General features: G+C 72.3%; 20 protein-coding genes. 13 read left to right on the top strand and 7 right to left on the bottom strand.

The window, feature by feature from the left end; translation table 11 throughout:
• Nucleotides 1-64 precede the first annotated feature (64 nt).
• Nucleotides 65-553, bottom strand: coding sequence for a hypothetical protein (locus HHX33_RS27380; RefSeq protein WP_182877116.1), 489 nt, complete (start codon nt 551-553; stop codon nt 65-67).
• A gap of 99 nt (nt 554-652) precedes the next feature.
• Here HHX33_RS27380 and murA point away from each other — a divergent pair, with 99 nt between their 5' ends.
• The 4 genes from murA to HHX33_RS37420 all read left to right on the top strand — a co-directional run bounded on the left by murA (nt 653) and on the right by HHX33_RS37420 (nt 7,783).
• On the top strand, nt 653-1,957 hold the full coding sequence (gene murA / locus HHX33_RS27375; protein ID WP_111697408.1) for a UDP-N-acetylglucosamine 1-carboxyvinyltransferase: 1,305 nt from the start codon (nt 653-655) through the stop codon (nt 1,955-1,957).
• A gap of 52 nt (nt 1,958-2,009) precedes the next feature.
• Nucleotides 2,010-4,691 (top strand): transglycosylase domain-containing protein, encoded by a 2,682-nt coding sequence (locus tag HHX33_RS27370; protein WP_182877115.1) that lies wholly within the window; start codon nt 2,010-2,012, stop codon nt 4,689-4,691.
• Nucleotides 4,692-4,821: 130 nt separating this feature from the next.
• Nucleotides 4,822-5,250, top strand: coding sequence for a hypothetical protein (locus HHX33_RS27365; RefSeq protein ID WP_182877114.1), 429 nt, complete (start codon nt 4,822-4,824; stop codon nt 5,248-5,250).
• Between the two features lie 4 nt (nt 5,251-5,254).
• Complete coding sequence (locus tag HHX33_RS37420; RefSeq protein WP_182877113.1) at nt 5,255-7,783, top strand: tetratricopeptide repeat protein; 2,529 nt, start codon at nt 5,255-5,257, stop codon at nt 7,781-7,783.
• Between the two features lie 260 nt (nt 7,784-8,043).
• Here the strand turns inward: HHX33_RS37420 and HHX33_RS37765 are convergent, their stop codons facing one another.
• Nucleotides 8,044-9,138, bottom strand: coding sequence for a chorismate mutase (locus HHX33_RS37765; RefSeq protein ID WP_182877112.1), 1,095 nt, complete (start codon nt 9,136-9,138; stop codon nt 8,044-8,046).
• A 308-nt stretch (nt 9,139-9,446) separates the two neighbouring features.
• Between HHX33_RS37765 and HHX33_RS27350 the strand changes: the two genes are divergently transcribed.
• On the top strand, nt 9,447-12,008 hold the full coding sequence (locus HHX33_RS27350; protein WP_182877111.1) for a serine/threonine-protein kinase: 2,562 nt from the start codon (nt 9,447-9,449) through the stop codon (nt 12,006-12,008).
• Nucleotides 12,009-12,235: 227 nt separating this feature from the next.
• Here HHX33_RS27350 and HHX33_RS27345 read toward each other — a convergent pair whose 3' ends face one another.
• The 3 genes from HHX33_RS27345 to HHX33_RS27335 form a co-directional block, all read right to left on the bottom strand.
• A complete protein-coding gene (locus HHX33_RS27345) occupies nt 12,236-12,727 on the bottom strand; it encodes a hypothetical protein (RefSeq protein WP_182877110.1) in 492 nt (163 codons plus the stop codon).
• A gap of 198 nt (nt 12,728-12,925) precedes the next feature.
• On the bottom strand, nt 12,926-13,699 hold the full coding sequence (locus HHX33_RS27340; RefSeq protein ID WP_220502261.1) for a MerR family transcriptional regulator: 774 nt from the start codon (nt 13,697-13,699) through the stop codon (nt 12,926-12,928).
• Nucleotides 13,700-13,880: 181 nt separating this feature from the next.
• Nucleotides 13,881-14,441, bottom strand: a complete 561-nt coding sequence (locus HHX33_RS27335) for an RICIN domain-containing protein (RefSeq protein ID WP_182877108.1) — start codon at nt 14,439-14,441, stop codon at nt 13,881-13,883.
• Nucleotides 14,442-14,762: 321 nt separating this feature from the next.
• On the opposite strand from HHX33_RS27335, the gene HHX33_RS27330 reads away from it, so the two are divergent.
• From HHX33_RS27330 to HHX33_RS27315, 4 genes are all read left to right on the top strand, one after another.
• Nucleotides 14,763-15,254: a hypothetical protein gene (locus HHX33_RS27330; RefSeq protein WP_182877107.1), complete on the top strand. Its 492-nt coding sequence runs from the start codon at nt 14,763-14,765 to the stop codon at nt 15,252-15,254.
• A 5-nt stretch (nt 15,255-15,259) separates the two neighbouring features.
• A complete protein-coding gene (locus HHX33_RS27325) occupies nt 15,260-16,180 on the top strand; it encodes a hypothetical protein (RefSeq protein ID WP_182877106.1) in 921 nt (306 codons plus the stop codon).
• Nucleotides 16,181-16,214: 34 nt separating this feature from the next.
• The gene (locus HHX33_RS27320) at nt 16,215-17,561 is read left to right on the top strand and encodes a hypothetical protein (RefSeq protein ID WP_182877105.1); all 1,347 of its coding nucleotides are present in this window, start codon (nt 16,215-16,217) and stop codon (nt 17,559-17,561) included.
• 63 nt (nt 17,562-17,624) lie between these two features.
• Entirely contained in the window at nt 17,625-18,446 is an 822-nt protein-coding gene (locus tag HHX33_RS27315; RefSeq protein ID WP_310741554.1) for a GNAT family N-acetyltransferase, read from the top strand.
• Nucleotides 18,447-18,469: 23 nt separating this feature from the next.
• Here HHX33_RS27315 and rpsD read toward each other — a convergent pair whose 3' ends face one another.
• The gene (rpsD, locus tag HHX33_RS27310; protein ID WP_182877104.1) at nt 18,470-19,084 is read right to left on the bottom strand and encodes a 30S ribosomal protein S4; all 615 of its coding nucleotides are present in this window, start codon (nt 19,082-19,084) and stop codon (nt 18,470-18,472) included.
• 67 nt (nt 19,085-19,151) lie between these two features.
• Here rpsD and HHX33_RS27305 point away from each other — a divergent pair, with 67 nt between their 5' ends.
• The 4 genes from HHX33_RS27305 to HHX33_RS27290 all read left to right on the top strand — a co-directional run bounded on the left by HHX33_RS27305 (nt 19,152) and on the right by HHX33_RS27290 (nt 23,816).
• A complete protein-coding gene (locus HHX33_RS27305) occupies nt 19,152-19,871 on the top strand; it encodes a DUF2470 domain-containing protein (protein WP_138462320.1) in 720 nt (239 codons plus the stop codon).
• Nucleotides 19,872-20,049: 178 nt separating this feature from the next.
• Nucleotides 20,050-21,894, top strand: coding sequence for a cellulose binding domain-containing protein (locus HHX33_RS27300; protein ID WP_182877103.1), 1,845 nt, complete (start codon nt 20,050-20,052; stop codon nt 21,892-21,894).
• A 135-nt stretch (nt 21,895-22,029) separates the two neighbouring features.
• Nucleotides 22,030-23,181, top strand: a complete 1,152-nt coding sequence (locus HHX33_RS27295) for a sensor histidine kinase (RefSeq protein WP_111697392.1) — start codon at nt 22,030-22,032, stop codon at nt 23,179-23,181.
• Nucleotides 23,178-23,816, top strand: a complete 639-nt coding sequence (locus HHX33_RS27290) for a response regulator (protein WP_138462318.1) — start codon at nt 23,178-23,180, stop codon at nt 23,814-23,816. The genes HHX33_RS27295 and HHX33_RS27290 overlap by 4 nt, the downstream gene beginning before the upstream one ends.
• A 27-nt stretch (nt 23,817-23,843) precedes the next feature.
• Here the strand turns inward: HHX33_RS27290 and HHX33_RS27285 are convergent, their stop codons facing one another.
• Nucleotides 23,844-25,274, bottom strand: a complete 1,431-nt coding sequence (locus HHX33_RS27285; RefSeq protein WP_182877102.1) for a M1 family metallopeptidase — start codon at nt 25,272-25,274, stop codon at nt 23,844-23,846.
• Between the last annotated feature and the right edge of the window lie 24 nt (nt 25,275-25,298).

Raw genomic sequence — 25,298 nt, 5'->3', positions numbered from 1 at the left:
AGGGTGAGAGAGCAGGGCGAGAGAGCAGGGTCCGCCGGTGTGGAGCCGTCCGGCGCCGGTGGCGTCAGGCTTCGCGCTGACGGTAGCTCACGGCGAATTCGACCACCCAGAAGACCGCGGTGGACAGCAGGGGCCAGGCGAACAGCACGCCGTACGCCGTGACTCCCAGGGACGTCGTGGTGGTGAAGCCGCCGGGTCCCGCCGCCTGGACGGTTCCCTTCGCGGACGTGCCGACCATCAGGGCGACGTACCCGGCGAGCAGACCGCCGGCGGCGAGCCCGACGAGCAGCTCGACCGGCGGGTGGCGGCGCGACAGCACGTACCCCACGATGCCGGAGACCAGGCCGAACGCGCCGGTGACCACGGCGAACCAGCCGTCGGCCTCGATGAGCGACTGCGTCTCGGGGTCGAGGGGCTGCCGTGTCCCCTCGATGAGCACGTAACGCGTGCCGGGAGCGAGCACCGACCACACGTACCCCGCGACGACACCCAGGAGGGCCAGCACCAGGACGGTCACCACGACTGTCGCCAGATTGCCCCTCACATGCCGCACCGTCCCGATAGTACTCACATAGCGATCGAATTCGGTCCCGTACTCTTGCAGCACCGAGTGCGGGGGACGCACGGCACGGTGTGGGGCGAAGGAGGCCGAGTGAGCGAAGAGGTATGGCAGATCGACCCGTCGGGCCCGCTGCGGGGCGACGTGGAGGTCCGGGGATCGAAGAACGCGGTCTCCAAGCACATGGTGGCGGCGATGCTCGGAACCGGTCCGAGCACCCTGCAGAACGCGCCGGAGGTCGGCGAGGTGGGGCTGACCGCCGCCATGCTCGAAGCCCTCGGCATCCATGTGGACATCACCCCCGGTGAGATCACCATCGAGCGGGGCAGCGACATACGGCCGCGGGTCCCGGAGGAGTACACCGGCCTCAACCGCATCCCGATCCTGATGCTCGGCCCGCTGCTGCACCTGGCGGGCGAGGCGTTCGTGCCGCTCGTCGGCGGCGACCCCATCGGCAGGCGGCCGGTGAACTTCCACGTCGAGGCGCTGCGGTCGATGGGTGCGGAGATCGAGGTCGGCGACAACGGCATCTCGGCCAAGGCGGCGCGGCTGCGCGGCAGCCGCATCTCGCTGCCCTATCCCAGCGTGGGCGCGACCGAGACGATCCTCATGACCGCCGTCCTCGCCGAGGGCAAGACCGTCATCAAGGGCGCCGCGATGGAGCCCGAGGTGGTCGAACTCGCGCTGTTCCTCCAGCGCATGGGCGCGATGATCGAGCTCAGCCCCGACCGGCGCATCGTCATCGAGGGCGTCGAGCGCCTGCACGGCGCCTCCACCTGGCTGGCCGGCGACCGCATCGAGGCGTTCTCGTACCTCGTGGCGGGGCTGGTGACGGGCGGCGAGGTGCGGGTGCACGGCTGTCACCAGGACCGGCTGGTCACGGCCATCACGACGCTCGCCCGGATGGGCGCGCGGTTCGAGATAACCGACGACTGGCTGTGCGCCTCCGCCCCGGACGGCCTGCGCGCGGCGGCGGTGCAGACCGACACCCATCCCGGTTTCATGACGGACTGGCAGACCCCGCTCATGGTGCTGTTCACCCGCGCCGAGGGCATGTCAGTGCTGCACGAGACGGTCTTCGAGAACCGGCTGGTGTACGTGCCCGCGCTGCAGAAGATGGGGTGCGAGATCGAGGTGTTCGCCCAGTGCCTCGGCGGACCGGCCTGCCGCTACCACGACACCAACGCCAAGCACTCGGCGGTCGTGCGGGGCATCTCCAGCCTGCGCGGGGCCGACGTCACGCTCCCCGACATCCGCGCCGGGTTCTCCGCGGTGCTGGCCGCCGCCGTCGCGGAGGGCACCTCGACCCTGCGCGGCGTCAACCACATCGAACGCGGATACCACAGGCCGTTCGAACAGTTCACCTCCCTCGGGTTGAAGATCAACAGGCTGACGTAAAGCTTTCCGCCTCCTGGGTTTGGGAAAACGCCGGAGGTCGCACTGATATCCCGTGACCTCTCGTCTCCTCGGCCACGTCAGTCTCGGCCGCGCCGTCCTCTCGCTGAGTCTGTGCGGCGCGGCCGGGGGCGGACTGGTCGCCGGGCTGGTCATGCCCTTCGTGGGCGGGGCCGGTCTGGCGGCCAAGCGTGCCGCGTCCGCGTTCACCGAGCTGCCCGCGCCGCTGCGTGAGGAGCCGCTGCCCGAGATGACGCGGCTGCTCGACCGCGACGGCCGGCAGATCGCGCAGTTCTACTACCAGAACCGGCAGTCGGTGCCGCTGAGCATGGTCGCCCCGGTCATGCGGCAGGCCATCGTGGCGATCGAGGACTCCCGGTTCTACGAGCACGGCGGCCTGGACCTCAAGGGCACGCTGCGGGCTCTCGTCACCAACACCCAGGCGGGCGGCATCCGGCAGGGCGGCTCGTCCATCAGCCAGCAGCTCGTCAAGAACATCATGCTCAACCAGGCCGAGACGGAGCAGGAGCGGGCGCAGGCCCTCGTACGCACCTTCCGCCGCAAACTGGACGAGCTGCGGTACGCGCTGGCGCTGGAACGCAAGTACACCAAGGACCAGATCCTGGAGCGCTACCTCAACATCGCGTACTTCGGCGCGGGCGCATTCGGGGTCCAGGCGGCGGCCCGGCGGTTCTTCGGGGTCGACGCCGCCGACCTCACGCTGACGCAGGCGGCGACGCTGGCCGGCGCCGTGCGCACGCCGTACGACACGGACCCCTCCCTGGGCGACGACCACAGAGACCGGCTGCGCGCCCGGCGCGACCTCGTCCTGAGCCGGATGGCCGAGCTCGGGCTGGTCGGCCGGGACCGGGCCCGCGACGCGGCGGCCGCGCCGCTGGCGCTGCACCTGCGTCCCGAGCCCGGCGGCTGCGCGGGCAGCGCCTACCCCTTCTTCTGCGTGTACGTCGAGCGGGAGGTGCTCACGAACCCGGCGTTCGGCTACACCAGGGCCGACCGGGAACGGCGCCTCCAGCGGGGCGGCCTCACGATCTGGACGACCATCGACCCGGCCGCGCAGCGGGCCGCGAACCGGGCCGTCGCCGCGCGGGTCAGCCCACGCGACAACCAGGTGGCGTCGGAGACGATGATAGAGCCAGGCACCGGGCGCATCCGCGCCATGGCGGTGAGCAAGCGGTACGGGCGCAACCCGCACGACCGCGACCTCGGGCGCAACACCACCTACAACCTCGCGGCCGACGTCGCGCACGGCGGCGGGCTCGGCCTCCAGGCGGGTTCGACGTTCAAGGTGTTCACGCTGGCCACCGCGCTGAAGCAGGGGATGCGGTTCGGTGACGGCTTCACCATCCCCGGCTCGTACGTCCCCTCGTACGGCTACCGCGACTGCTCGGGCAGGGCGGTCAACGACCCCCGCACGGTCATCCACAACGCCGGCGGCGAGGGCGGCGGCGGGCCGTACAGCCTGGAGATGGGCACCTGGCAGTCGGTCAACATCTTCTACATGCGGCTGGAGCGCGAGGTGGGGCTGTGCGACGTGGTCACGACGGCCCGATCGCTCGGCATCCGGCGGGCGGACGGCACGCCGCTCCGCGAGGTGCCGACCTTCACGCTGGGCGCCAACGAGATGGACCCCACGACCGTGGCGGCGGCCTACGCGGCGCTGGCCGCCCGTGGCCTCTACTGCAGGCCGATGGCCATCGCGGCGGTCGTGGAGCACGACGGCACCCGGACCGAGGTGCCGCCCGCCTGCGTGACCGCGCTGGAGCCGGCCGTCGCCGACGCGGTGAGCCACGTGCTCACCGGAGTGTTCAGCAAGGGCACGATGCGCGGCCAGTCCATCGGCCGCCCGGCCGCGGGCAAGACGGGCACGAACAACGGCTACACCTCGGCCTGGTTCGCGGGTTACACGCCCAGCCTGGCCGCCGCCGTCAGCGTCGGCGACATCCGCGGCTCCTACCGCTACCCGCTCACCGGCGTCACCATCGGCGGCCGGTACTACGGCGCCGTACAGGGCGCCTCGCTGCCCGGCCCGATCTGGGTGGACTCCATGCGCGCCGCCCTGCGGGGCACCCCGGCGTACGACTTCACCCCGCCGGACATGTCCCGGTTCGGCGGCGGCTTCACGCCGGGTCTGAAGGAGGCGCTGGAGAAGCAACGCAAGAAGCAGAAGGAGAAAAAGAAGCGGGAGGCCGAACACCGGCGGCACGACGACGGCGCGGCGTCCCAAGCGGGCGGTACGGCCTCCGGCGGCGCGGGGAGCCGGGCCACCCCCGCGCCCGGAAACGGCGGCCACCCTCTCGCCGCCGGACCCGGAAGGCTCCCCTTCTCCACCGGAGGCGGCCGGATTCCCTCGGCCGCGGGAGGCGGCCGGGCCGTCCCCGCCGTCACCACGATGCGCTTCCCGACGGCCGGCCACGATTTCTCCCACACCTTCGCCCGGGTCTTCGGCCCTGACGTCGCCCGGACCTTCGCCCGCGTTCTGGGCCACAACCCGCCAGTTGCCTCCGCGGCCCGCACGCCCGGCCGCACACCCGGCCGTACGGGTTCGCGCGGCGCATCGGCGGCCACAGGCAGGACGAGTGGCAGTGCGGAAGCCGGGACGGGAGCCAGGAGGGACGGCAGGAGGAACGGCAGGAGGGACGGCAGGGCGAGTGGCAGGGCGAACCGCGCCCGCCTCCACGCCGCGTCTCCGCGAAGCACCCTGCGAAGCGGTCACTAAAGCGGTTGGCGGCACCCTGTAGCACTCACAAAACAGCCAACGAGGCATCCCGCCGCAGGAGCCGCCCAGCAGGCGGCGGAAAGCCGGCGAGCCATCGACCCGAACGCTCCGGCCCGACGATGATGGAAGCATGCGCGGACGTGTTCTCACATGGGCCGGCGGGATCGCCGCGCTCGTCGCCGGTGCGGCGCTCGCCGTGTACCTCTCCTCGGTCGGCCTGGACGACGCCGACAAACTGGCGAGCGTGCTCGGGCTCTTCGTCGGTCTCGTCAGCCTGGCCGTCGGAGTCTGGGGGCTGCTGCTGACCCGCCGGGAACATGCGCGTACCCCGGCGAGCGGCACGGGCGCTCCGGGGAACGACGCCGCGAACAGCGCTGCCGCCGCAACCGGGACCCGCACTGGGACCGGCACCGAGACAGGCACAGTGAGCAGCGGAGTTCACAACGAGATCAGTGGCGGCACGTTCCACGGCCCGGTCGTCCAGGGGCACACCGTCACCGGACCGGCCGTCTCCGGTCCAGGCCCGGCCGCTCCCCGCGAGCGCGAGCGGAAGGACTGAACGCGTGGCGGCCACCCGCAACACGATCAGCGGCGGCCTGTTCCTCAACACGGTGATCCAGGGCCACACCATCACGGTTCAGCTTCCGCCGGAGGTGACCCCGGTGCTGTCCGGCGCGCCCTTGCCGACACAGGGGTTCACGGGCAGGGACACCGAGCTGGCCGCGTTACTCGACGTGCTCGGTCCGCCCGAGGGGCCCAAATCCGGAGAGGCCAGTACCGGGGACGCCAGCACCGGGGACGCCAGCACCGGGGACGCGAGTTCCGGAGAGGGCGGTGCCGGTACGGGTGACGAGCCGCTCCGTCCGCGCATCGCCCTCGTCACGGGCCTCGGCGGCGCCGGCAAGACGGAGCTCGCACTGCAGGCCGCGCACCTCGCGCGAGAGCGCGGCTGGTTTCCCGGCGGCGTGCTGTTCACCGACCTCCACGGCTACAGCGACCCCCACGATCACAACGCCGACCACGACCAGAGCGCCGACCACGGCCGCGACCACGGCGACCAGTGTGGGGCGCGGCCGGGCCGGGTGCTTGGAGGGCTGCTGCGGGCGCTGGGCCTGGATGCCGGACGCATCCCCCCGGACATCCAGGACCGGGCCCGGCTGTTCGCGACGGTGCTGGACGCGTACGCCGGGGAGGGCCGCCCGATCCTGCTGGTCCTCGACAACGCCTCCTCGGCCGGGCAGGTGCGGCCGCTGCTGCCCGGCACCGGGAAGGTGTTGGTCACCTCCCGGCACACGCTGGACGTGGGGGCACGGGTCCTCGACCTCGGCATGCTCGCGCCCGGCGCGGCCGTGGATCTCCTGGCCCGGCGGCTCCGCCTGGCCCGGGGCGACGCCGACACCCGGGTCGCCCGCGAGCCCGCCGAGGCGGCGGACGTCGCCCGTCTGTGCGCCGGGCTTCCGCTGGCTCTGCGCATCGTCGCCGCGTTGCTCACCGCCGACCCGGCTCGTCCTCTGCGCGCGATGGCGGAGGACCTGGAGGAGGAGGCCACCCGGCTCGACGAGCTCACGTACGAGGACCGTGCGGTGCGCGCCGCCTTCGAGCTGTCCTACCGCCGGCTCGGCGCGGAGGAGGCCCGGGTGTTCCGGCTGATGACCGCCTGCCCCGGCCCCGACTTGTCCACCGAGACGGCCGCCGTCGCCGCCGGCCTCGACGAGAGACCGGCCCGCCGCCTGCTGGAGTCCCTGCACCGCGCGCATCTCGTCGAGCGCGGCGACGCGTACGGCCGGTGGCGCATGCACGACCTCGTCCGCCTGTACGCCGGGGAGCGGGCACGCGACCGGTCCGGGCCCGACCGGCGGGACGAGGCGTTCGACCGGCTTCTCGGCCATTACTGCGCGCGGGCACCCGCCGCCGTGGCGTGGCTGACCCAGCCGGAGGAGCGTGCCCGGCAGAATTCGTCGTTCGCCTCGCGGGAGGAGGCGGTGGCGTGGCTGGACGCCGAGGCGCGGGTTCTCGTCGCGGCCGTCACCGCCGCCGCCGGGCGCGGCGGCTGGGAACAGTCGCACGCGCTCGCGGTGAGCCTTCCCGCCTACTTCGAGTTCCGCCGGCTCACGGACGAGTGGCTCGCCATGGCGCCGGTCGCCCTGGACGCGGCCGGACGGCTGGGGCCGCGCGCCGTGCTCGCGGTCGAGGCGGACCTGGGCAACGCCTATCGCCTCGCAGGGCGCTACGAGGACTCGGTCGCCCACCTGAAAACGGCCCTCGACCTGGCCACCGACGAGCGAGCCCGAGGTCGGATCCTGCACAACCTCGGGCTGACGTACCTGCGGATGGGGTTACTGGTGAAGGCGGAGAACTGCCATCGCCGCGACCTGCGTATCTGCACCCTCGCGGGCGACCTGCGCGGCAGGGCGCACGCGGCCGTCGCACTGGGCGACACGCTGCGCGCGAGGCGGCGCCACGCGGAGGCGGCGAAGGTGCTGACCGAGGCCGTCACGCTGCTCCAGAGTCTCGGCGCGCGCGGACTGGGCCATCCCGCCGTCCTCATGCACGCGCGGACCAACCTCGCGCTCACCTACCTCGAAGGCCGTCCGAAGAGCACGTCGACGTACATCCTGTGGCAGTTCTGCGCCGCCCTGGCCACAGCCCGCGACCTCGACGACCGTCCCGCGCAGGCCATCATCTTCCTGAACCTCAGCACGGCGTACGCGAACAGGTGCGTGGTCTGCCACGGGCCGTCGGCCGTCGAGTGGGGCCGGCGGGCGGTCGCGCTCGCCGGAGAACTCGGCGACACCGGAACGCGGGCCAGGGCGCTGTCGGCGCTCGGCCGTGCCGCCGGGGGCGAGGAAGGCAGGGACAGCATGGCCGAGGCGCTGGCCCTCTTCGAGAAACTCGGCGCCAAGCGGGAGCTCCAGGCCGCACGGCGTGTGCTCTCCGACGTCGCACTTCCGCCGCCGGGTGACCATGCCTGCGTGGAGGGCGAGGCCGACCTCCTGGTGCGCGACTGGCTGGACGACCTCCCCCACGCCGTGCTGCGCGGCGACGACGGACGACTCGACGAGTTTCTCATCCCCGGCTGCAACGTCGGCTGAACCCCCCGCCGACTCGCGAGCCGGTTCCCTGGCCTGTTCCCTGCCTGGTTCTCTGCCGGGTTCCCTGGCCGCGTCCTCGGCTGAGGCGGCTACGGGGCGCGGCAGACCGGGCCGGGCACGTGCGGGGCGTACATGTAGCGGGGGCTGCGGCACGAGGCGCTGTGCACGCCTCGCCGCCGAGGATCGGCTTCACCCCTGGGGCGGGGCCGCCGTCACCGACCGCGTAGCGGACCCGGGCGCGAGCAGTGGGGCCCGGGCGCTCATCTACCGTCCCGGTCCCGCTCCTCTTCGGCGGCGTGCAAGCCCGCCTCGATCACCGCATTCATGATCGGCGCGAGCCGCCGTACGCCGAGACGGGGGGCGCGCCGCGCCATGCCCGCGACCAGGCGGCGCTCGCGCTCCATGTCCCGTCCCCGGAAGCCGCCGACGGGCTTGAGCCGCTGGATCCGCGCGGCCAGCAGGGCCCGTCGTTCGAGGAGGACTGCGAGAGCCGCGTCCACCCGGTCGATCTCTCCCCGGGTCTCGGTCAGGGTCCGCGGGGACTGCGGGCGCACGAGGGCCGCCAGGACGGTCGCCGCCTCGCCGGCCGCCGCGCGTGCTTCGGGCGGCGCGGCGGGGTCGAGCAGCAGGCCGTCCGCCCCCGCCGCGACGGCCGCGCCCGCGAGGCCGCCGTCACGGCCCAGCGCGGCGAGCACCGGCCGTCCCGTCCGCTCCCGCGCGGCGCGCATGATCGCGAGGTCGGGCGCTGAGTGAAGGGCCGAATCGGGAGCCGGGCCGGGAGCACGGTCGAGAGTGGCGGGTGTGGGCGCGAGATCGGACGGCGAGAGGTGGGACGCGGCCGCCGGTTCCGTGCGGCCTCCGCCCTCGCAGAGCACGATCGCCTCGTTGCCCTCGGACGCGCAGTGGTCGGCGGCGGCCAGCCACTCCTCCAGCGTCACCACACGCCCCCGCTGGTCGACGCCCCGCTGAAGGATCACGGGCAGCCCGAGCCGGGCCACGGCGCCGACGAGGCCGGGTTCGCGTACCCAGGCCGGTCCGAGCACCACCGCGTCGGCGTGCCGGGCCACGGCGGGCAGGTCGACGGCCGAGGAGGGCTCCACCAGCAGCGGCCCGGCCCAGCGCGCCCTCTCCTCACCAACCCCGTCCCCGGCCGTCCCCCTGGCCATCTCCGCAGCCGTCTCCGTTACCGCCTTGCCGGCGGGCCGGATGGATCGGGCCTCCGGTGAGTCACCGTCGGCGGGCAGACGCAGCCACCGGGCGTCCTCCCCGCCGATCACCACCACGGGGAGCCCGGGACCGATCACCAGGTCGCCGATCCGTACGGCGTCGCGGTCGAGCTGGGCTGCCTTCGACATGCGGGCTCCTCGCAGGCCGGGAAATTCTGATCAGAAAAGCTCTGGCCAGGTGGTTCTGACAACGAAAAAGGCAGAGACGCTGGCGTCCCTGCCTCAAGCCGGCTCCGGATGGTCGCTAGCTCACGATCGCGACCGGCCCTCCCGGAACCGGCCTCGTAAACGAGCTGTACCTACCCATATCTAGGACCTTAGCAGCGAGGAACCACGACTCGAACCGATTTGTCTCGGATCTCGGGATGGCGAGTGGTAGGGGCGGTTGATCCCTTTGCCATCCGTGGGACGATTCATGGGTCCAGGAAGGGGTTCGGGTGGCGCGTGCGGAGAGCCGGCTCGTCGGAGGCCGGTACCAGTTGATGGAGCCGATCGGCCGGGGTGGCATGGGAGTGGTCTGGCGGGCCCACGACCAGTTGCTTGACCGCCCCGTCGCGGTCAAGGAGGTCCGCTACGACAGCGCCATGGGCGACGAGCTCAGCGACCTCAACCGCCGCACCATGCGCGAGGCCCGCGCCGCGGGGCGTCTGACCCATCCCAACGTGGTGGTCGTCCACGACGTCATCGAGGAGGACGACCGGCCCTGGATCATCATGCAGCTCGTGCAGTCCCGCTCGCTGGGGCAGGTGATCAGGGAGGACGGCCCGCTGTCCCCCGAGCGCACCGTCGAGTTCGGGCTGCAGATCCTCGACGCGCTGCGCGCCGCCCACCGCCAGGGCGTCCTGCACCGTGACGTGAAGCCGGAGAACGTGCTGCTCACCGATGACGGCCGGGTCGTCCTGACCGACTTCGGCATCGCCCGGCTCGAAGCCGACAACACGATGACCCGCACCGGCCTCGTCGGCACCCCCGCCTTCATCGCGCCCGAACGGCTCCGCGGCGAGGCCGCGCAGCGCGAGTCGGACCTGTGGTCGCTCGGCGCCACGCTCTACACCGCGGTGGAGGGCAGGCCCCCGCACGACCGGGGCATGGCGATGGCCACCATGCACGCCGTGTTGAACGAGGACCCCGCCCCGGCCCGCCGGGCGGGCGCGCTGGGCCCGGTGCTGATGCGCATGCTCGCCAAGGAGCCCGCCGACCGGCCCGGTTACGACGAACTCGCCCGCCAGCTCAAGCGGGCGGCGCGGGACCTCGCTCCGCCGCCGGCCCGGCCCGACGCGCCTGCCGAGCCCGTCTCCCCCGCCGCGCCGGTCTCCGCCTCCGCGCCCGGTTCCTCCTCCGTCCCCGCGGACGCCGCCTCCCCTGCCGCGTCGGGCTCCTCCGCCGCGCCTGCTTCGCCGCGGCCCGCGACGCCGGAGGCCTCCGAGCCCGCGAAGCCCCGGACGTCCGCGGCCGGGTCCGAGCCGGGCAGAGCCTCCCGGGGTGTGACGCCGTACCCTCCGGCCGCGTCCGCGCGGCGCGACGACCATTCCCCGGCGCCCAGCCGGAACGGCGGCGGGCCGGAGACCGGGCCCGGCCGGAGCGGCGACGGCGCGGGACGTCCCGCGGCCGGCGACGCCGCGCGTCGGGGCGAGACCACCTCGCCCATCCCGGTCGTCCAGGACGACGGCTCCCCCGGCTCGGCCGAGGCCGCCTCGGCCGAACCTGCCGGGGGCAAGGGAGGTTCGGGCGAAGGAGCCTCGGACGAGCCGGGGCAGGCGGGTGTGATGCCGGAGACCGGCGTGCAGGCCGCCCCGCCCGCCCGTACGAAGCCCTCGGCGAGCCCGGCGACCGGCCGCCGGGACGAGGCCGGAAAGGGCGGCGGGTCCGCCGCGGGCCGGGGAGGGCCCGAAGCGGATGCCCGCGACGGCAGCACCAGGATCTCCCCCGCCGTCGGCGGGACCTCCACCCGGCAGCCCACCGGAAAGCCCGGCGGCGACGCCACGACCGACGCCTCGAAGAGGACCGCGTCAGGCTCGGCCGCCGCGTCGGGAGCGGCCGCGGCCGCCGCACGGAACGGCGCGAGCGACCGTCCTCGTACAGGCAACACGTCGGGCAACACGTCGGGCAACACGGCGGACACCACGGCGGCCTCCAGGCGCGCGGGCGCAGCGGCAGGCGGCGGTGCGGCCGGCGGCGCCTTCGGCGGGGCGCAGGAGTCACCCGCGGTGTTCGCCCAGGAAGAGCCCGTCTGGCACGACACCCCCACGACGTCCGGGACGTTGCGCGCACCCGGCGGCCTGCTGAAGGCCGCGCTGATGCTCGTCGGCCTGGTGGTCATCGTGGGTGTCGCGGGCTACCTCGGCGTGCGGGCGGGCAGGAGCGACTCGGAGGGCGACCGCTCCTCCGGGTCGGCCGCCGCCCCCGCCGAAACGGGGAAGGGCACCAAGGAGCCCTCCGCCTCGGCGCCCCCCTCGGCCGCGCCGTCCTCCGCCGAGCCGTCCGCGTCACCCTCGGAGGAGGCGACTGCCACGCCGTCTCCCGAGCCCTCCAAGAGCTCCGACGCCCCCGGGCCGGGGGACGTCCCCGACGGCTGGCACAAGTACAAGCACTCGAGCGGCTTCTCGCTCGCGCTGCCGAAGGGGTGGCACGTCGACGGCAGCGGCAACGGCGAGGTACGGTTCCGTGGCGACTCGCACACCTATCTGGAGGTTCACCACACCTCCACTCCCGAGTCGGACGCCCTGAAGGTCTGGCGGCGCGACGTGCCGGGGATGAGCCGGAACTTCCCCGGCTACAAACTCGTCGAGATCCGAGAGGTCAAGGACTTCTGGAAGACCGCGGCCGACTGGGAGTTCACCTTCGGCGACAGCCGGTTCCGGTCACGCGTGATCGACCGCGGGTTCGTCACCGACAAGAACAACGGCTACGCGCTGCTCTTCAAGACCCAGGACGAGGGCTGGAAAAAGAAGAAGAAGACGTTCGAGACCATCGCCGCCACCTTCAAACCGAAGAAGTGACCGCCGGGCGCCTCCGCCCGGAAGCCGGGCGGAGGCGGGGCGGTGGCCGGGCGATGGCCGGGGTGTTCGGCGCCCGGCCACCGGCCTCCCTCGTCCACGGGAGGAGCGCGCCAGGCTGCCGTGGAGCGTGACGGTCGCGAAACGCACGATCGTGCCGGGCCCGTTCCAGGCGGGCGAACGCCTCCAGTCCGAGCCGTACGCCCCGAAGGTCTGGCGAAATGATGCGATCAGGGCTGGCCGACGTAGTCGACCACGACGGTCGCCGTACGGGCGGTCCAGCTGGTGGGCACGGGCGTGAACGTCACCTTCCCGGTGCCGTAGCACGGCAGCGTCGCGGTGACCGGGATCTCGGCCTTGACCCCGTAGTAGCCCAGCGTGAGCGCCCTCGAGATGGTCGACGGGTCGCCCAGGTCCACGGCGATCGTGGTGCCACCGCTGCCGGTGTAGCCGGCACTCGCCGCCGACGAGGAGATCGCGACTGGTCGCACCTCCACGGTCTGCCCGGCGAAGGGATGACCGGTCTGTCCTGGATATACCGGCCCGAAGCAGGCCATCTTGATGGTCGCGTGGCCGGTCTCGCCGTTGACGAAACCATAGAAGTACTGGTGGGGGCGGACGGGAGCGGGATCGACGACCCCGGCCGAGGCGGGGAGCGCGGTGGCCGCCACGAGGGCGGCGGCGGCCAGGGGGACGAGGCGCGCTGCGGTGGTGCGGAACACGGGACCTCCGGCTGACGTCAGGGACGGGGGCGTGCGACCCGCACGGTAGGCCGGTCCCTCCGGCGGGTCAACGCTCCCGCTCCCCCGCCCGGCCGGGCGCTCGGAAGACGCGGCGGAACCGGTGAAAGGTTCACCCCGCCCCGAGGACCGCCTCCGGGATCCGGCGCGACCGGCCCCGCGCCCGCCGCGGTGACGTGCTCAGCCCGCCTGGCGGGCCTGCTCCAGGTAGGCGACCAGACCGGCCATCCGCTCGGCCGGCCAGGGCAGGCTCCCTCCGATCTCCGCGCTGTTGTCCCGCCACATCCCGCGGGCCGCCGCCGCGGTCTCCGCGCCCGCGGGACCCTCCGGGTGGAACCGGCCCGCCAGCGCGTCCCAGCGGCGGACGAGGTCCCGGGCCCGCGGGTCGTCCGCGGGGATGCCGTCCCCCAGATGCCGCAGGCCCTCCTCCACGAGGCCGGCCCACTCATGTCTGGCGGCCTCGACGCCCTCGGGGCCCAGCGCTTCCCTGCGTTCCGCGAGCCGGCCGCGCTGCTCTTCGGTGAAATATGCCTCGAACACTGATATGACCTCCAACGTCGTCATCAATCGATCCGGATCGGGGCCGTACGGGTCGCCGGCCTGCCGGAGCAGGTCACCGATGCGCCGCCGCAGCACGCCGATCCGCTCGGCGTGCTCGTCGAGCCTGCGCAACTGCTCCGCCAGCAGGGCGCGCAGCGACTCCGGGTCGTCCGCCGAGTCCGCGAGGACGTCCGCGACCTCCTCCAGCGACAGTCCGAGCCCGCGCAGCGCCCGTACGCGGTAGAGCCTGCGCAGGTCGCGTTCGGTGTACCGGCGATGCCCGGACGGCGTGCGCTCGCTCGCGACGAGCAGTCCTATCTCGTCGTAGTGGTACAGCGCGCGCACGGTCGTCCCGGTCGCCCGCGCCAGTTCTCCGATGGACCACCGTCGTCCGGCGTCGTCCTTCCCGCTCACGCCGGAAACGCTACGACCTCCCCCAACGGGAGGTTCAAGGCGAGAGGCCCGGTGATGCGGCCCGGACCGCGACGGGTCCTGGCCTTTCGCGAGCCGCGGACCGCCCCCGAAGCTCGCGGGCGCGGGCATGCCTACCGTCTGGTGTACGCCCTGGTGGATCGAAGAGGCGCCGTCCGAGATGTCACCACACGACGGCGTCGGGGCGGGTGAAGTGCCACAGCCTGTCGCTGGAGTTCTGGTCCTGGTCGAGGTAGATGTGGTCCCAGGTGCCGGAGGCTTCATAGGTCTGCAGGGTTATCGCGAGCGAGGTGTTGGTACGCGGCCGCAGGCTGCCCCATTCGGTGTTGACGTTGGTCTCGGACACCTCGTCCCGGCGCGACCAGTCCTGGAGGGGCGAGCCGTCGCACGTCTTGACGACCAGCGTGTCTCCCGCGTTCGGGGCACCGGAGGCGGGCTGAAGACACTTGCCGGCCACCTCGTTCCTGATCACCAGGAAACCGTCGTCCTTCTCGACGATGGTCCAGCGGGCCGACCTGTGCTGGATGGTAGGGGCGCGCAGGGTGACGGCCCGGGTCCCTTCCGCGACCGCGTCGCCCGACAGTGACATGCGGCTGCCGTCCATCTTGTTGATGATCCGCATGTTGAAGCTGGTGGTGTCCGCGTGGGCGGCAGCCGGAAACACGACGAGGACGGCTGACGCGATGGTCGAGGTCATCAGCGCGGAGCACCTGATGTTCGGCATGGGCGTGTCTCCCTGTCTCTCAGTGAAGGCGCATGGACGGATCCTGTGGGCGGATCACTGAAGGCAGTCAATATCGGCGTCGGCTCGGATCGCGGTCTCAGGCCACAAAGGCGCGTGAAAGGCGTGATCAAGGTCCGGCGATCAGGGCGTGACGGCGTCCCCGGATAGGGGCGTCACCCGGCGTGTTGATCTTACTCACCGGGAGTGCGTGACTACGTTCTGCAGCTGTGCGTCTGTTCGACGCCTGAGTCATCCGTTCCGAATCGCCGGAAGAAGGACATGCACATTTTTCGCCTGGCTGGCGCTTTCGCCACGCTCGCAGTGGCTTCGACGTTCGTCGCCGCCGCTGCCTTCGCCCCCGCTCACGCCGGGGTGACGACCACCACCCGAGCCGCCGTACTGGAGCCGGATCCACCGGACGACAAGCCCTGCCCCAACGGGGAGCCGAAGCCCTGCGGCGCCTCCGGGCAGGACCGGGAGGGCGTCGACTCCGGGCGCGAGGACGCCAGGAAGGAGGCCGACGAGGCCAAGAAGGACATCGCCGCCGCCAAGGACAAGGCCGACCAGTGCCCTCCTGGGTCCGCACAGGGCAAGCAGTGCATGCGCGACCTCATCGGCGACGACGCCGAGCAGCGAGAGGGCATGGCCGACGTCCGGAAGGAGCTCGACGCCTTCAAGCCCGCACCGACCGACAACGCCGCGTCGGCGCTGAACTCCACCTGTGACGCGTTCGCCGCGGAGCTTCCCGTCGCGTTCAAAGCCGCCGACGGTTCGCCCTCGCTGACCGGCCTGTGCGAGTTGATGAACAAGTGAGCCTCATGACATCTCTGGCCCGGCGGACGCCGGTGCTGTCCGCCGTCGCCCTGATCACGTTCCTTCCGATGGCGGCGTCCGCCGGCTCGGAGCCGACCCTGCCGACCGCGCGGGCGTTCGACGGTGACAGGCCGCTGCCGTCGGTGCGTCCGGTGACCGAGTACTGCGCCGCGCACCCCGGGGCGTGCCGGTTCGCCGTGAACAAGGCCGGGTCCGGGGACTTCTACAGCGCCGTCAAGTCTCTGGGCAACGCCGCGATCAACTGCACCGACGACAACATCACCGTGGCGCGTCAGATCACCCTGCGTACCGGCAGCAGCGACAACCTCGGCGGCGAGATCACCGGGAAGATCGCGGTGGAGGGCCAGCTCAACGCCTCCGGCGAGGTCTCCGCCGCGGTGAACGCCGAAGGCAGCGGCAGCTTCGACACGCCGAACAAGCAGCAGGGTCCCAGCGCCACCTTCGGTGCGAAAGCGGGCGCGAACGGCAGCGGCAAGGTCGGTGGCTCCCTGGGGCTCAAGGGCGCCTTCGAGGGCGCGTTCAAGCTCGCCTACCAGCACACCTGGACCAGCGAGCAGACCGAGTCGACCACTTACACCACCGTCGTCCGGCCCGGGGACGCCCTGGTCTTCGGCGCCAGCGCCGCCATGCAGCGCGTCGCCGGGACGATCACCACGCCGAACGGCCTGTCGGTGCGCGACGTCGTGGTCACCGGTCCCTCGACCGTGAACACCAGCACCTTCGTCGCCGAGACCTTCGTCGTGGGCGGAAACACCTGCGAGCAGGTGCATCCGCACGCCACGACCGCCGCGGACGACAACGTCAACCAGTCCGGTCGCCGCGTCGACGCGATGACGCCCCTTTCCACCCTGCCGCCGGGGGCTCGGCTCAGAGAGCGGACCGTGCTTCCGTTCCGGCCGTCCTGACCGTCCCGCCAGCCCTCATCCGATGGAGATCGACATGAATGTCATGCAGACCCGTGCCGGGATCGGCATGGTCCGGGCCGCCGGCCTCGCCGCGGCCCTCTGCCTCGGCCTGCCCGCGGCCGTCCAGCCCGCGTACGCCGACGCGCCAGGCGGTTCGGACAGCGCGGGCAGCAGGCCGGTCGCGGTCGTCAACGGCGACTTCGTCCTCCCCGCCCTTTCCGGCGGCAGCGTGAACTGGGGACCGGTGCAGGGCTGGTCGGTGGGTTCGACCGCCGGATCCGGCACCGCTGCCGGGGTCGGGCGTTACGCGGGAGCGGACTCCGGACATCCGGACGGCAAGACCGCCGTCATGCTGCGCTTCCCGGCCGCCGCCTACGGCTTCAAACAGCGGCTGCGCGGGGTGCGCGCGGGCGCCCAGGTGACCGTCACCTTCGACGACAGCCCGGGAATCGCCGCCGCCTGCACACCGGCGTCGGTCGCCCAGGGCCAGTCGTACACGGTCGAGGGCGCCGGGGGCGAGGTCAGCGAGCGGACCACCGCCCCCGACCCGGACAAGAAGCTCAACACCCTCGGCAAGGGGGTGTGGCGCACCGGGCAGACCTACACCTTCACCGCCTCCGAGCACGAACCACTGCTCACCTTCACCTCGAAGGTGCCCGCCCCCGCCAACGCGGGCGGCAACTGCGGCCCGCTGATCGCCGACGTACGGGCGGTCCAGGTGCCGCCGCCGGTCGACAAGACCATTCCCAAGACCGCCCTGCCGCCCTCTCAGGCCTTCTACGGCAACGACGCGAGGCCGGTGGCCGAAGCGGTGAACTACTGCAGCGGTGCTCCGGGCAGGTGCGTCTTCAAGCCGGAGAGACAGTACTCGTACGCGTACTACGAGCCGGCCCAGGTCAACGGTGACACCTACATCAACTGCACCCGCAACGCGCTGACCCGCACGCGCCCGGTCGCCTTCGCCGGGCGCTCCTACGGGGACCTGCCCGCCTCCGCGGGCCTTCCCGGCACCACGGGCACGCCGAGCAACATGGCCCATCAGTTCGCCGCCGGGACCGCGACCACTCCCGCCTGGGCCGCCAGGAGCGACCACACGGTGACCGAGGTTCTTCAGCCTTCGGAGGCCGCGTGGATCGAGACCCAGGCCGGCCGCCGGCGCACCGACGGCTGGTTCACATCCGATCCCGCTCCCGCGGACCCGAACACCGAGTGGCGCCTCTACACCGTGCTGGACTACCCGGCCACCGAACTGTCCGACCGCGTCTACCAGCGCACCGGCCCGATGACGGCGTCGGAGAAGCAGCGCTGCCAGGCCGACCGCCCCACGGCCTCCACGCCCGTCGGCATGAACAACCCCGCGGGCACCAACCGCTCTTCCTGAGCGTCACGGCGTAGCCGGCGCGCGCCGGCTACGCCGCCGAAGCCCTCGCCCTCCACCGGGAGCGTGAACCGCTCCCGACGTCAGGTCAGGGGCCGTGCCTGGCTAGACTGCGGCTGCACGCAGATCGCGGCCCGGCACGAAAGGCTCAAGGCGATGCTCGACCGCGACACCGTCGCACTCGACGACCCGGTCGCCGAGTCGCTTCGCGGCCGTCACGCGCACCTGGCCCGCCGGCTCGGCCGGGCGGCCGGTTACCTCCCGGAAGTCGCGAGCTTCTCCACGGTGTCCGGCGACCCGGACCCTGCGGAGTGGGACGACCTCGCGCACATGCTCGGTCGCGGTGGCTTCGCCGACCTGTTCAGCTGCCCGGCGACCCCGCCTGCCGACTGGGAGCCGATCTTCGCTCTCGACGGCCTCCAGATGGTCTTTCTCGCGACCGGTGCGACCGGCCGCGCCGGTCGCGCCGACGTCACCCACGTCGCCCACGTCGAGCCGGGCTCGGAGCTGGTCGAGCTGGGCGCCGACGACGTGCCCGAGATGCTCGATCTCACCGCGCGGACCCGGCCGGGGCCGTTCTGGCCCCGGACCCTCGAACTCGGCACCTATCTGGGCATCCGCGAGAACGGCGCCCTGGTCGCCATGGCGGGCGAACGGCTCCGTCCGCCCGGTTGGACCGAGATCAGCGCCGTCTGCACCGCCCCCGAAGCGCGCGGCCGGGGACATGCCTCCCGCCTGGTGGACGCCCTGGTCACCCACATCACCGCCCGCAACGAGCGACCGTTCCTCCACGTGGCCGAGGCCAACACGTCCGCGATCGCGCTCTACGAACGACTCGGCTTCGCGTTCCGGAAGCGCGTGACCTTCCGCGGCTTCCGGACCCCGTGATCCCGTAGCCGACCGCCGGGGCGTCAGCGGGAGTAGTGCTCGACCACGAGCTGCTCGTCCACCGGAACCACGATCTCCTCGCGCGCGGGGCGCCGCAGGAGGGTGAAGCGCAGCCCGCGGTGGTCGACGTCCAGATAGGGAGCGGTCCGCTCGTCGGCGTACGTGCCCTCGGCGGCGGCGACGAACGGCTGCATCCTGGCCGACCGGTCCCGTACGGTCACCGACTGGCCCGGCTTCACCTGGTAGCTGGGGATGTCCACCTTGTGGCCGTCGACCGCGATGTGCCCGTGGTTCACGTACTGCCGGGCGGCGTAGATCGACGGCGCGAGCCCGGCCCGCAGGACGAGGGAGGCGAGCCGGGTCTCCAGGAGCGCCACCAGTTCCTCTCCGGACCGGCCGGGACGGCGGACGGCGAGGTCCCAGTAGCGGCGGAGCTGACGTTCGGACACGTCGTAGTACCAGCGGAGCTTCTGCTTCTCCAGCAGCCGCATGCCGTAGTCGCCGGTGTTCCGGCGGTTGGTCTTGCGGCCGTGCTCGCCGGGCGGGTAGGGCCGGGCCTCGAAGTACTTCACCGCCTTCCGGGTGAGCGGAACGCCCGCCCGTCGCGACAGCCGCACCTTCGGTCCCGTGTGACGCATGACACCCTCTTTCCAAGTTAGGCAACCCTTACTAAGGTGAGCCTAACCTATCTTGAAGGAGCCACCCATGCGGCATCCCGTCACCGCTCCCCCGGTCCCCGAGCGCGTCCGCACCCTCGCGGCCCTGTCGGCGCCGACGCACGTCTCGGTCGCCGGGTCGGAGGTGCCCACGGCCGCCGCCCGCGGCGGCGTGGACGGCAGGGGCCGGCCGGTCCTGCTGGTGAAGCCGGGCGAGGTCCTGTACGGCGCGCCGGCCGAGACCCTGGTGACGGTCGACCTCTCCGCGACCAGGGAGGTCGGCGGGGTCGAGCGGCATCGCGCCCTGCTCAAGGTGCGGGGCTGGACGCAGCCCGTTCCCGCGGCGCAGGCCCGCGCCGCCGCCGTCGCCATCGCGGAGTCCTGCCCCGACGAGGACCTGTTCGCGGCCGTCGAGGGCGGCGCTCCCGCGCTGCTGCGCGTCGACGTCTGCCACGTGATCTATCTGACCGGCGGCGAGTCGGGCGTCCTCGACGCCGAGACGTACCTCGCCTCGGCCCCCGACCCGTTGCTCCCGCCCGCCGAGCGCATGGTGCGTCACGTCAACGAGTCCCACTCGGAGCCGCTCAAGGAGGCGGCGGAGAGGCTGACGGGGGAGGCGGCCCACGACGAGGTGTGGCTGTGGGAGCTGGACCGCTACGGCGCCACTCTGCGCCTGGGGCCCGGCCACCTCGTCCGGGTCCCCTGGCCGGCTCCCGTCGCGACGCCCGAGGCGCTCGAACAGGCCCTGGCCTGTCTGCTGTCGCGATGAGATCACCGGACAGACACCGGTACGGCCCGGTGAAAGTTGCAACTCCATACGAAATCGACCGCAGTTCAGCGGGTTGCGGGGGGCCTTCTCGTTGACCGTGCGGGGCGGCGGGGAACAGGATGCGGCTCGATCTGCGCCCGGCACGGGCGACAGCGCGATCGCTCGAAGGAGCTCCCCAATGCACGCCTCGCTCACAGGCCGGCGGCGCGTCGGACTGGCCCTGCTGACGTCCGCGGCGCTCGCCGCCGCGTCGGTCGCGGCCGTCACCGTCGCACCCGCGTCGGCCGCGACCTCCGCCACCGTGACGGTGAACACCGGCACGAGCCTGGGCACGATCCCCGCCGCCGGGCACGGGGTCAACGTCGCCGTCTACGACGGGAACATGAACAGCGCCCCCATCGCGGGCCTGCTGCGCGACGCCGGTTTCACCGCCGTCCGCTATCCCGGCGGGTCGTACGGTGACATCTACCACTGGAAGACCAACACCACCGACGGCGGCTACGTGGCGCCGAACACCGACTTCGACACCTACATGGGCACGGTGCGCTCGGCCGGCGCTCAGCCGGTGATCATCGCGAACTACGGCACGGGCACCGCCCAGGAGGCCGCCGACTGGGTGCGGTACGCCAACGTCACCAAGGGGTACGGCGTCAAGTACTGGGAGATCGGCAACGAGGTCTACGGCAACGGCCACTACGGCTCGGGCTGGGAGCAGGACAACCACTCCGACAAGAGCCCCAAGGCGTACGCGAACAACGTGCTGCAGTACATCTCGGCGATGAAGGCCGTCGACTCCTCCATCAAGGTCGGCGTGGTGCTCACCACCCCGGGCGGCTGGCCGGACGGCATCGTCGGCTCCGGCGACAGCGCGGACTGGAACAACACGGTCATGTCGATCGTGAAGGACAAGGCCGACTTCGTCATCGTCCACTGGTACCCGGGCGCGACCTCGGTCGCCGACAGCCTCGGCAAGGTCTCGCAGATCTCGACGATCACCGGCACGGTCCGCTCCCTGATCTCCAAGTACGCCGGGAGCAGGGCGTCGAGCATCGGCATCTCGGTCACCGAGCTCAACCCCAGCTATCAGCTCACCACCGCGACCGCGGCGCTGTTCGCCACCGACAGCTACCTGACGTGGTTCGAGAACGGCGCGATGAACCTCGACTGGTGGAACCTGCACAACGGGACCAGCCAGGGCCCGGCCACCGGCGACGACGGGACCCCCGACTACCACGACGAGGGCATCCTGTCCTCCGGCGCCTCCGGTGAGCCCGCGGCGAACACGCCGTTCCCGCCGTACTACGGCCTGGCCATGGTGGGCAGGGCCGGATCGCCCGGCGACACCCTCGTCAAGGCGTCCTCGTCCAGCTCGCTGCTCTCCGCGCACGCGGTGAAGACCTCGAGCGGCGTCAACGTGGTGCTGATCAACAAGGACCTGAACAACTCCACGACGGTGTCGCTGTCCTACTCGGGCTTCTCCCCCGGCAACGCGGCGACCGTGGTGCAGTGGCGCAAGGGCGCCACCTCGATCAGCACGAGCGGCGCGTCGTCGGCCACCTCGATCACGCTCCCGCCGTACTCGGTCACCGTGCTCAAGGCGAGCGGCGGCGGCACGTCGTCGCCGTCCCCGTCGCCGTCCCCGTCCGCCTCGCCGTCCGCCTCGCCCTCGCCGTCCCCGTCTCCGTCGGTCTCGCCGTCGGCCTCCCCCAACCCGGGCCAGGGCTGCACGGCGACGTACACGGTGACCAACTCCTGGCCCGGCGGGTTCCAGGCCGAGGTGACGGTGAAGAACACCCGGACCACCCCGATCTCCGGCTGGACCGCGGGCTGGACGTACCGCAACGGCCAGACGATCAGCTCCTCCTGGAACGCCACGGTGTCCCAGTCGGGAGCCGCGGTCACCGCGAAGAACGTGAACTACAACGGCTCCCTGGCGGCCGGCGCGTCCACGTCGTTCGGCTTCACCGGCAACGCGACCGGCGCGAACGACGTGCCCTCGCCGGTCACCTGCTCCGCGAGTTAGACCCTCTCGCCGTGCCCCGCCCGCACGAACGCGCGCGGGGCACGGGTGCGGGACGGCGGCGGCATGACTCCGGTCATGGTCGTCATGGTCCCGATGGCGGGTTGCATCCGCACCGTGGCGATCTAGGGTCGGAGCATGGCGGGTTTCGACTGGCTTCGGGACGCCGACCGGCCGTTCCTGTTCAACCTCGTGTTCTGGGCGGTGACGGCGGTCATGGCGGCCGGCCTCGTGCAGGCGGTGCTGCTCGGCGTCGGCAGCGTGCTGGAGTACGTGCTCTTCGCCGCCAACCTCGGGCTGGTCGTGGCGCTGTGGCCCATGCTGCCCTGGGACCGGGCGGAGGGCCGCCGCTGGGCTGCCCCGCTGTTCCTCGTGGCGACCACGATGCTGGGCATCAGCGGCGCCTACAGCACCCAGCTCCCTCTGATCCTCATCGCCGTCGCCAATCTGGCCTTCATCTACAGCATGCGGGCCGCGACGGTCATCCTGTCCTGCCTCGCGGTGGTGATGTTCGCCGCGGTCCCCCTGATCTTCCACAAGACCGTGCTCGACGGCCTGCAGGAGATGGGCCTCGGCGCGGTGCTCGCGGCGTTCGTGCTGGGCATGACGTCCTCCACGCTGGCGGCGCGGCGCAGCCGGGAGGAGGCGCGGGGGCTCCTCGAACGGATCAGGGAGCTGGCCGTCGCCGAGGAGCGGGCGAGGATGGCGTCGGAGATGCACGACTCCGTCGGCCATCACCTCACCGTCATCAAGATGGGCCTGGAGAACGCCGAACGCTTCCGGGAGCGCCGCCCCGACGCCGCCTGGGAGGAGGTCCGCCAGGCCAAGGAGCTCACGGTCGAGGCGCTGGCCGACGCCCGGCGCTGGGTGCGCGCGCTGCGCCCGCTCGCGCTGGACGGCCGGGTGGGCAGCGCCGCGCTCGAACGGCTCGCGGCGTCGTTCGACGGCACCGGCATCAGCGTGCGGTTCGAGGTGCGGGGCGAGGAACGGCTCCTGACGCCCGACGTCGAGCTCGTCCTCTACCGGGTGCTGCAGGAGGGGCTCACCAACGCGCTGCGGCACGCCGGGGCCGAGCACGTGCGGGGCACGCTCACCTTCGGCGACGACCGGGTCGTGCTCGTGGTCAGCGACGACGGGAAGGGCCGGGACGACCGGTCGTCCGGCGGTTTCGGGCTGACCTCGCTGGCGGACCGGGCCAGGGCGCTCGGCGGCACGCTGACCGGCGCCAACGCGACGCGCGGCGGGTTCGAGCTGCGCGCCGAGCTGCCACTCACGGAGGTCGTGGCGTGACGCGGGTCAGGGTGGTGCTGGTCGACGACCAGGCGCTCATGCGGCAGGGGCTGCGCAAGCTGCTGGAGGTCGAGGACGGCGTCGAGGTCGTGGGCGAGGCGGCCGACGGGTACGAGGCGCTGCACGTCGTCGGCGAGTGCCGCCCGCACGTCGCGCTGGTGGACATGCGGATGCCGGGCATGAACGGCGTGGAGCTGATCGCCCGGCTGGCCGCCGAGCATCCGCAGGTGGCCGTCATCGTGCTCAGCACCTTCGACGAGGACGAGTACATCTTCGGCGCGCTGCGCGGCGGCGCGACCGGTTACCTGCTCAAGGACTGCTCGCCCGAGGAGCTGGTAGCGGCCGTCCACCGGGTGAGCCGCGGGGAGACGGTGCTGGGCAGCCCGGTGGCCGCCCGGCTGGTCGCCGAGCTGCGGCAGCTTCCGCTGCAGGGCTCGGCCGGCTTCCCCGGTCGGGAGCTGCTGTCGGAGCGCGAGCTGGAGGTGGCGCGGATGGTGGCCGCCGGAGCGGCCAACCGGGAGATCGCCGCGCGCCTGTCGATCAGCGAGGGCACGGTGAAGAACCACGTCTCCAGCGTGCTGCGCAAACTGGGCCTGCGCGACCGGATCCAGCTCGCCCTGCGGCTTCGATCCTGATCCGGCCGCGCGTCCGCCGGGAGGGACCTACCAGGAGGTGGGCTTGCCCTTCTGGTAGAGCCACACGTCGAAGAACGCCTTCAGGTCCAGGCCCGAGACCTTCTCCGCCGCGCCGACGAAGTCGGCGGTGCTCACGGTGCCGTACCGGTGCTCGGTGGCCCAGTCCTTGACGAGCCTGAAGAAGGCGGTGTCGCCGATCTTGCCGCGGAGCGCGTGCAGCGTCATCGCGCCCCGGTTGTACGGCACGTTGCCGAACATGTCCTCCGGGCCGGGATCGGCCGTGACGATCTGCCAGAACGACGAGGTCGCCGCGCGCCCGTAGTTGCTGGAGCCGTTGAACGTCTGCTGCGCCGTGGCGCCGCCGCTGTGCTCGGTCCACAGCCAGGTCGCGTACGTCGCGAAGCCCTCGTTCAGCCAGATGTCGGACCATCTGCCGAGGGACACGCTGTCGCCGTACCACTGGTGGGCGAGTTCGTGCGCCATCGTGCCCACGCTGGGCGCGCTGGAGAAGATCGGCTTGGTCTGGCTCTCAAGGGCGTACCCGACGTCGGGCGCGCGGTCGATGATCGCGCCCGCCGTGTCGAAGGGGTACGGCCCGAAGACGGACGAGAAGTACTCCAGGATGTCGGGGATCCGGGCGACGGCGCCCGCCGACTGCGTCACCAGGCGCGGGTCCACCGCCGTGTAGACGGGGACGCCGCCGGGAGTCGTCGTCTCGGCGACGACGAAGTTCCCCAGGGTCACCGTGGCGAGGTAGGTCGCCATCGGCTCCGCCGACTCCCAGACGAACGTGGTCTTCGCGTTCTCGGTCGTCCTGGACGTCAGGCGGCCGTTGCCGACGACCGTGACGCCCTCGGGGACCGTCGCGCGGAAGGTGAACGTCGCCTTGTCCTTCGGGCTGTCGTTGGACGGCAGCCACGCCGGGGCGCCCTGCGGCTCGCCCGGCACGAACACGCCGTCGTCCGTCGGCACCCAGCCCTCGATCGACTCGTCCGGGTCGGTGACGACCGGCGGGGTCCCCTTGTACGCCACCGTGACGGTGAAGGTCTCCCCCGTCTTGAGCTTCGGCCGCGGGGTGATCACGAGTTCCTGCCCGTCCCGGCGGAACGCGGCCGGGTGCTTGCCGACCTTCAGGGACGTGATCTCCGGACCGCGGAAGTCGAGGTCGAACCGATCGAGGTCCTGGGTGGCGACGGCGGTGATCACCGTCGTGGCGTCCATGATCTTGGTGGCGGGGTCGTACGCGAAGGTGACGTCGTAGTGCCGCACGTCGAACCCGCCGTTGCCCTGGTCGGGGAAGTACGGGTCGCCGAGCGAGGGGGCGCCGGCGGAGTAGCGGGGCTCCCCGGGGTTTCCGGGCGCCGCGAGGGAGGCGGTCGCCTGGGTCGCGGTGAGCAGCGCGGCCGCGAGCGCCGCGCCGCCGAACCGCGCCGCCCGGCGGGTACGAGGCGATGTCATGGGGCTCCTTGTCATGGGGCTCCT

Origin of the sequence: Microbispora sp. H10670 (assembly GCF_014161385.1) — a bacterium.
Lineage (GTDB): Bacteria > Actinomycetota > Actinomycetes > Streptosporangiales > Streptosporangiaceae > Microbispora > Microbispora triticiradicis.
The sequence above is the reverse complement of the archived record's forward strand: the minus strand, read 5'-3'. Positions and strand labels throughout refer to the sequence as shown.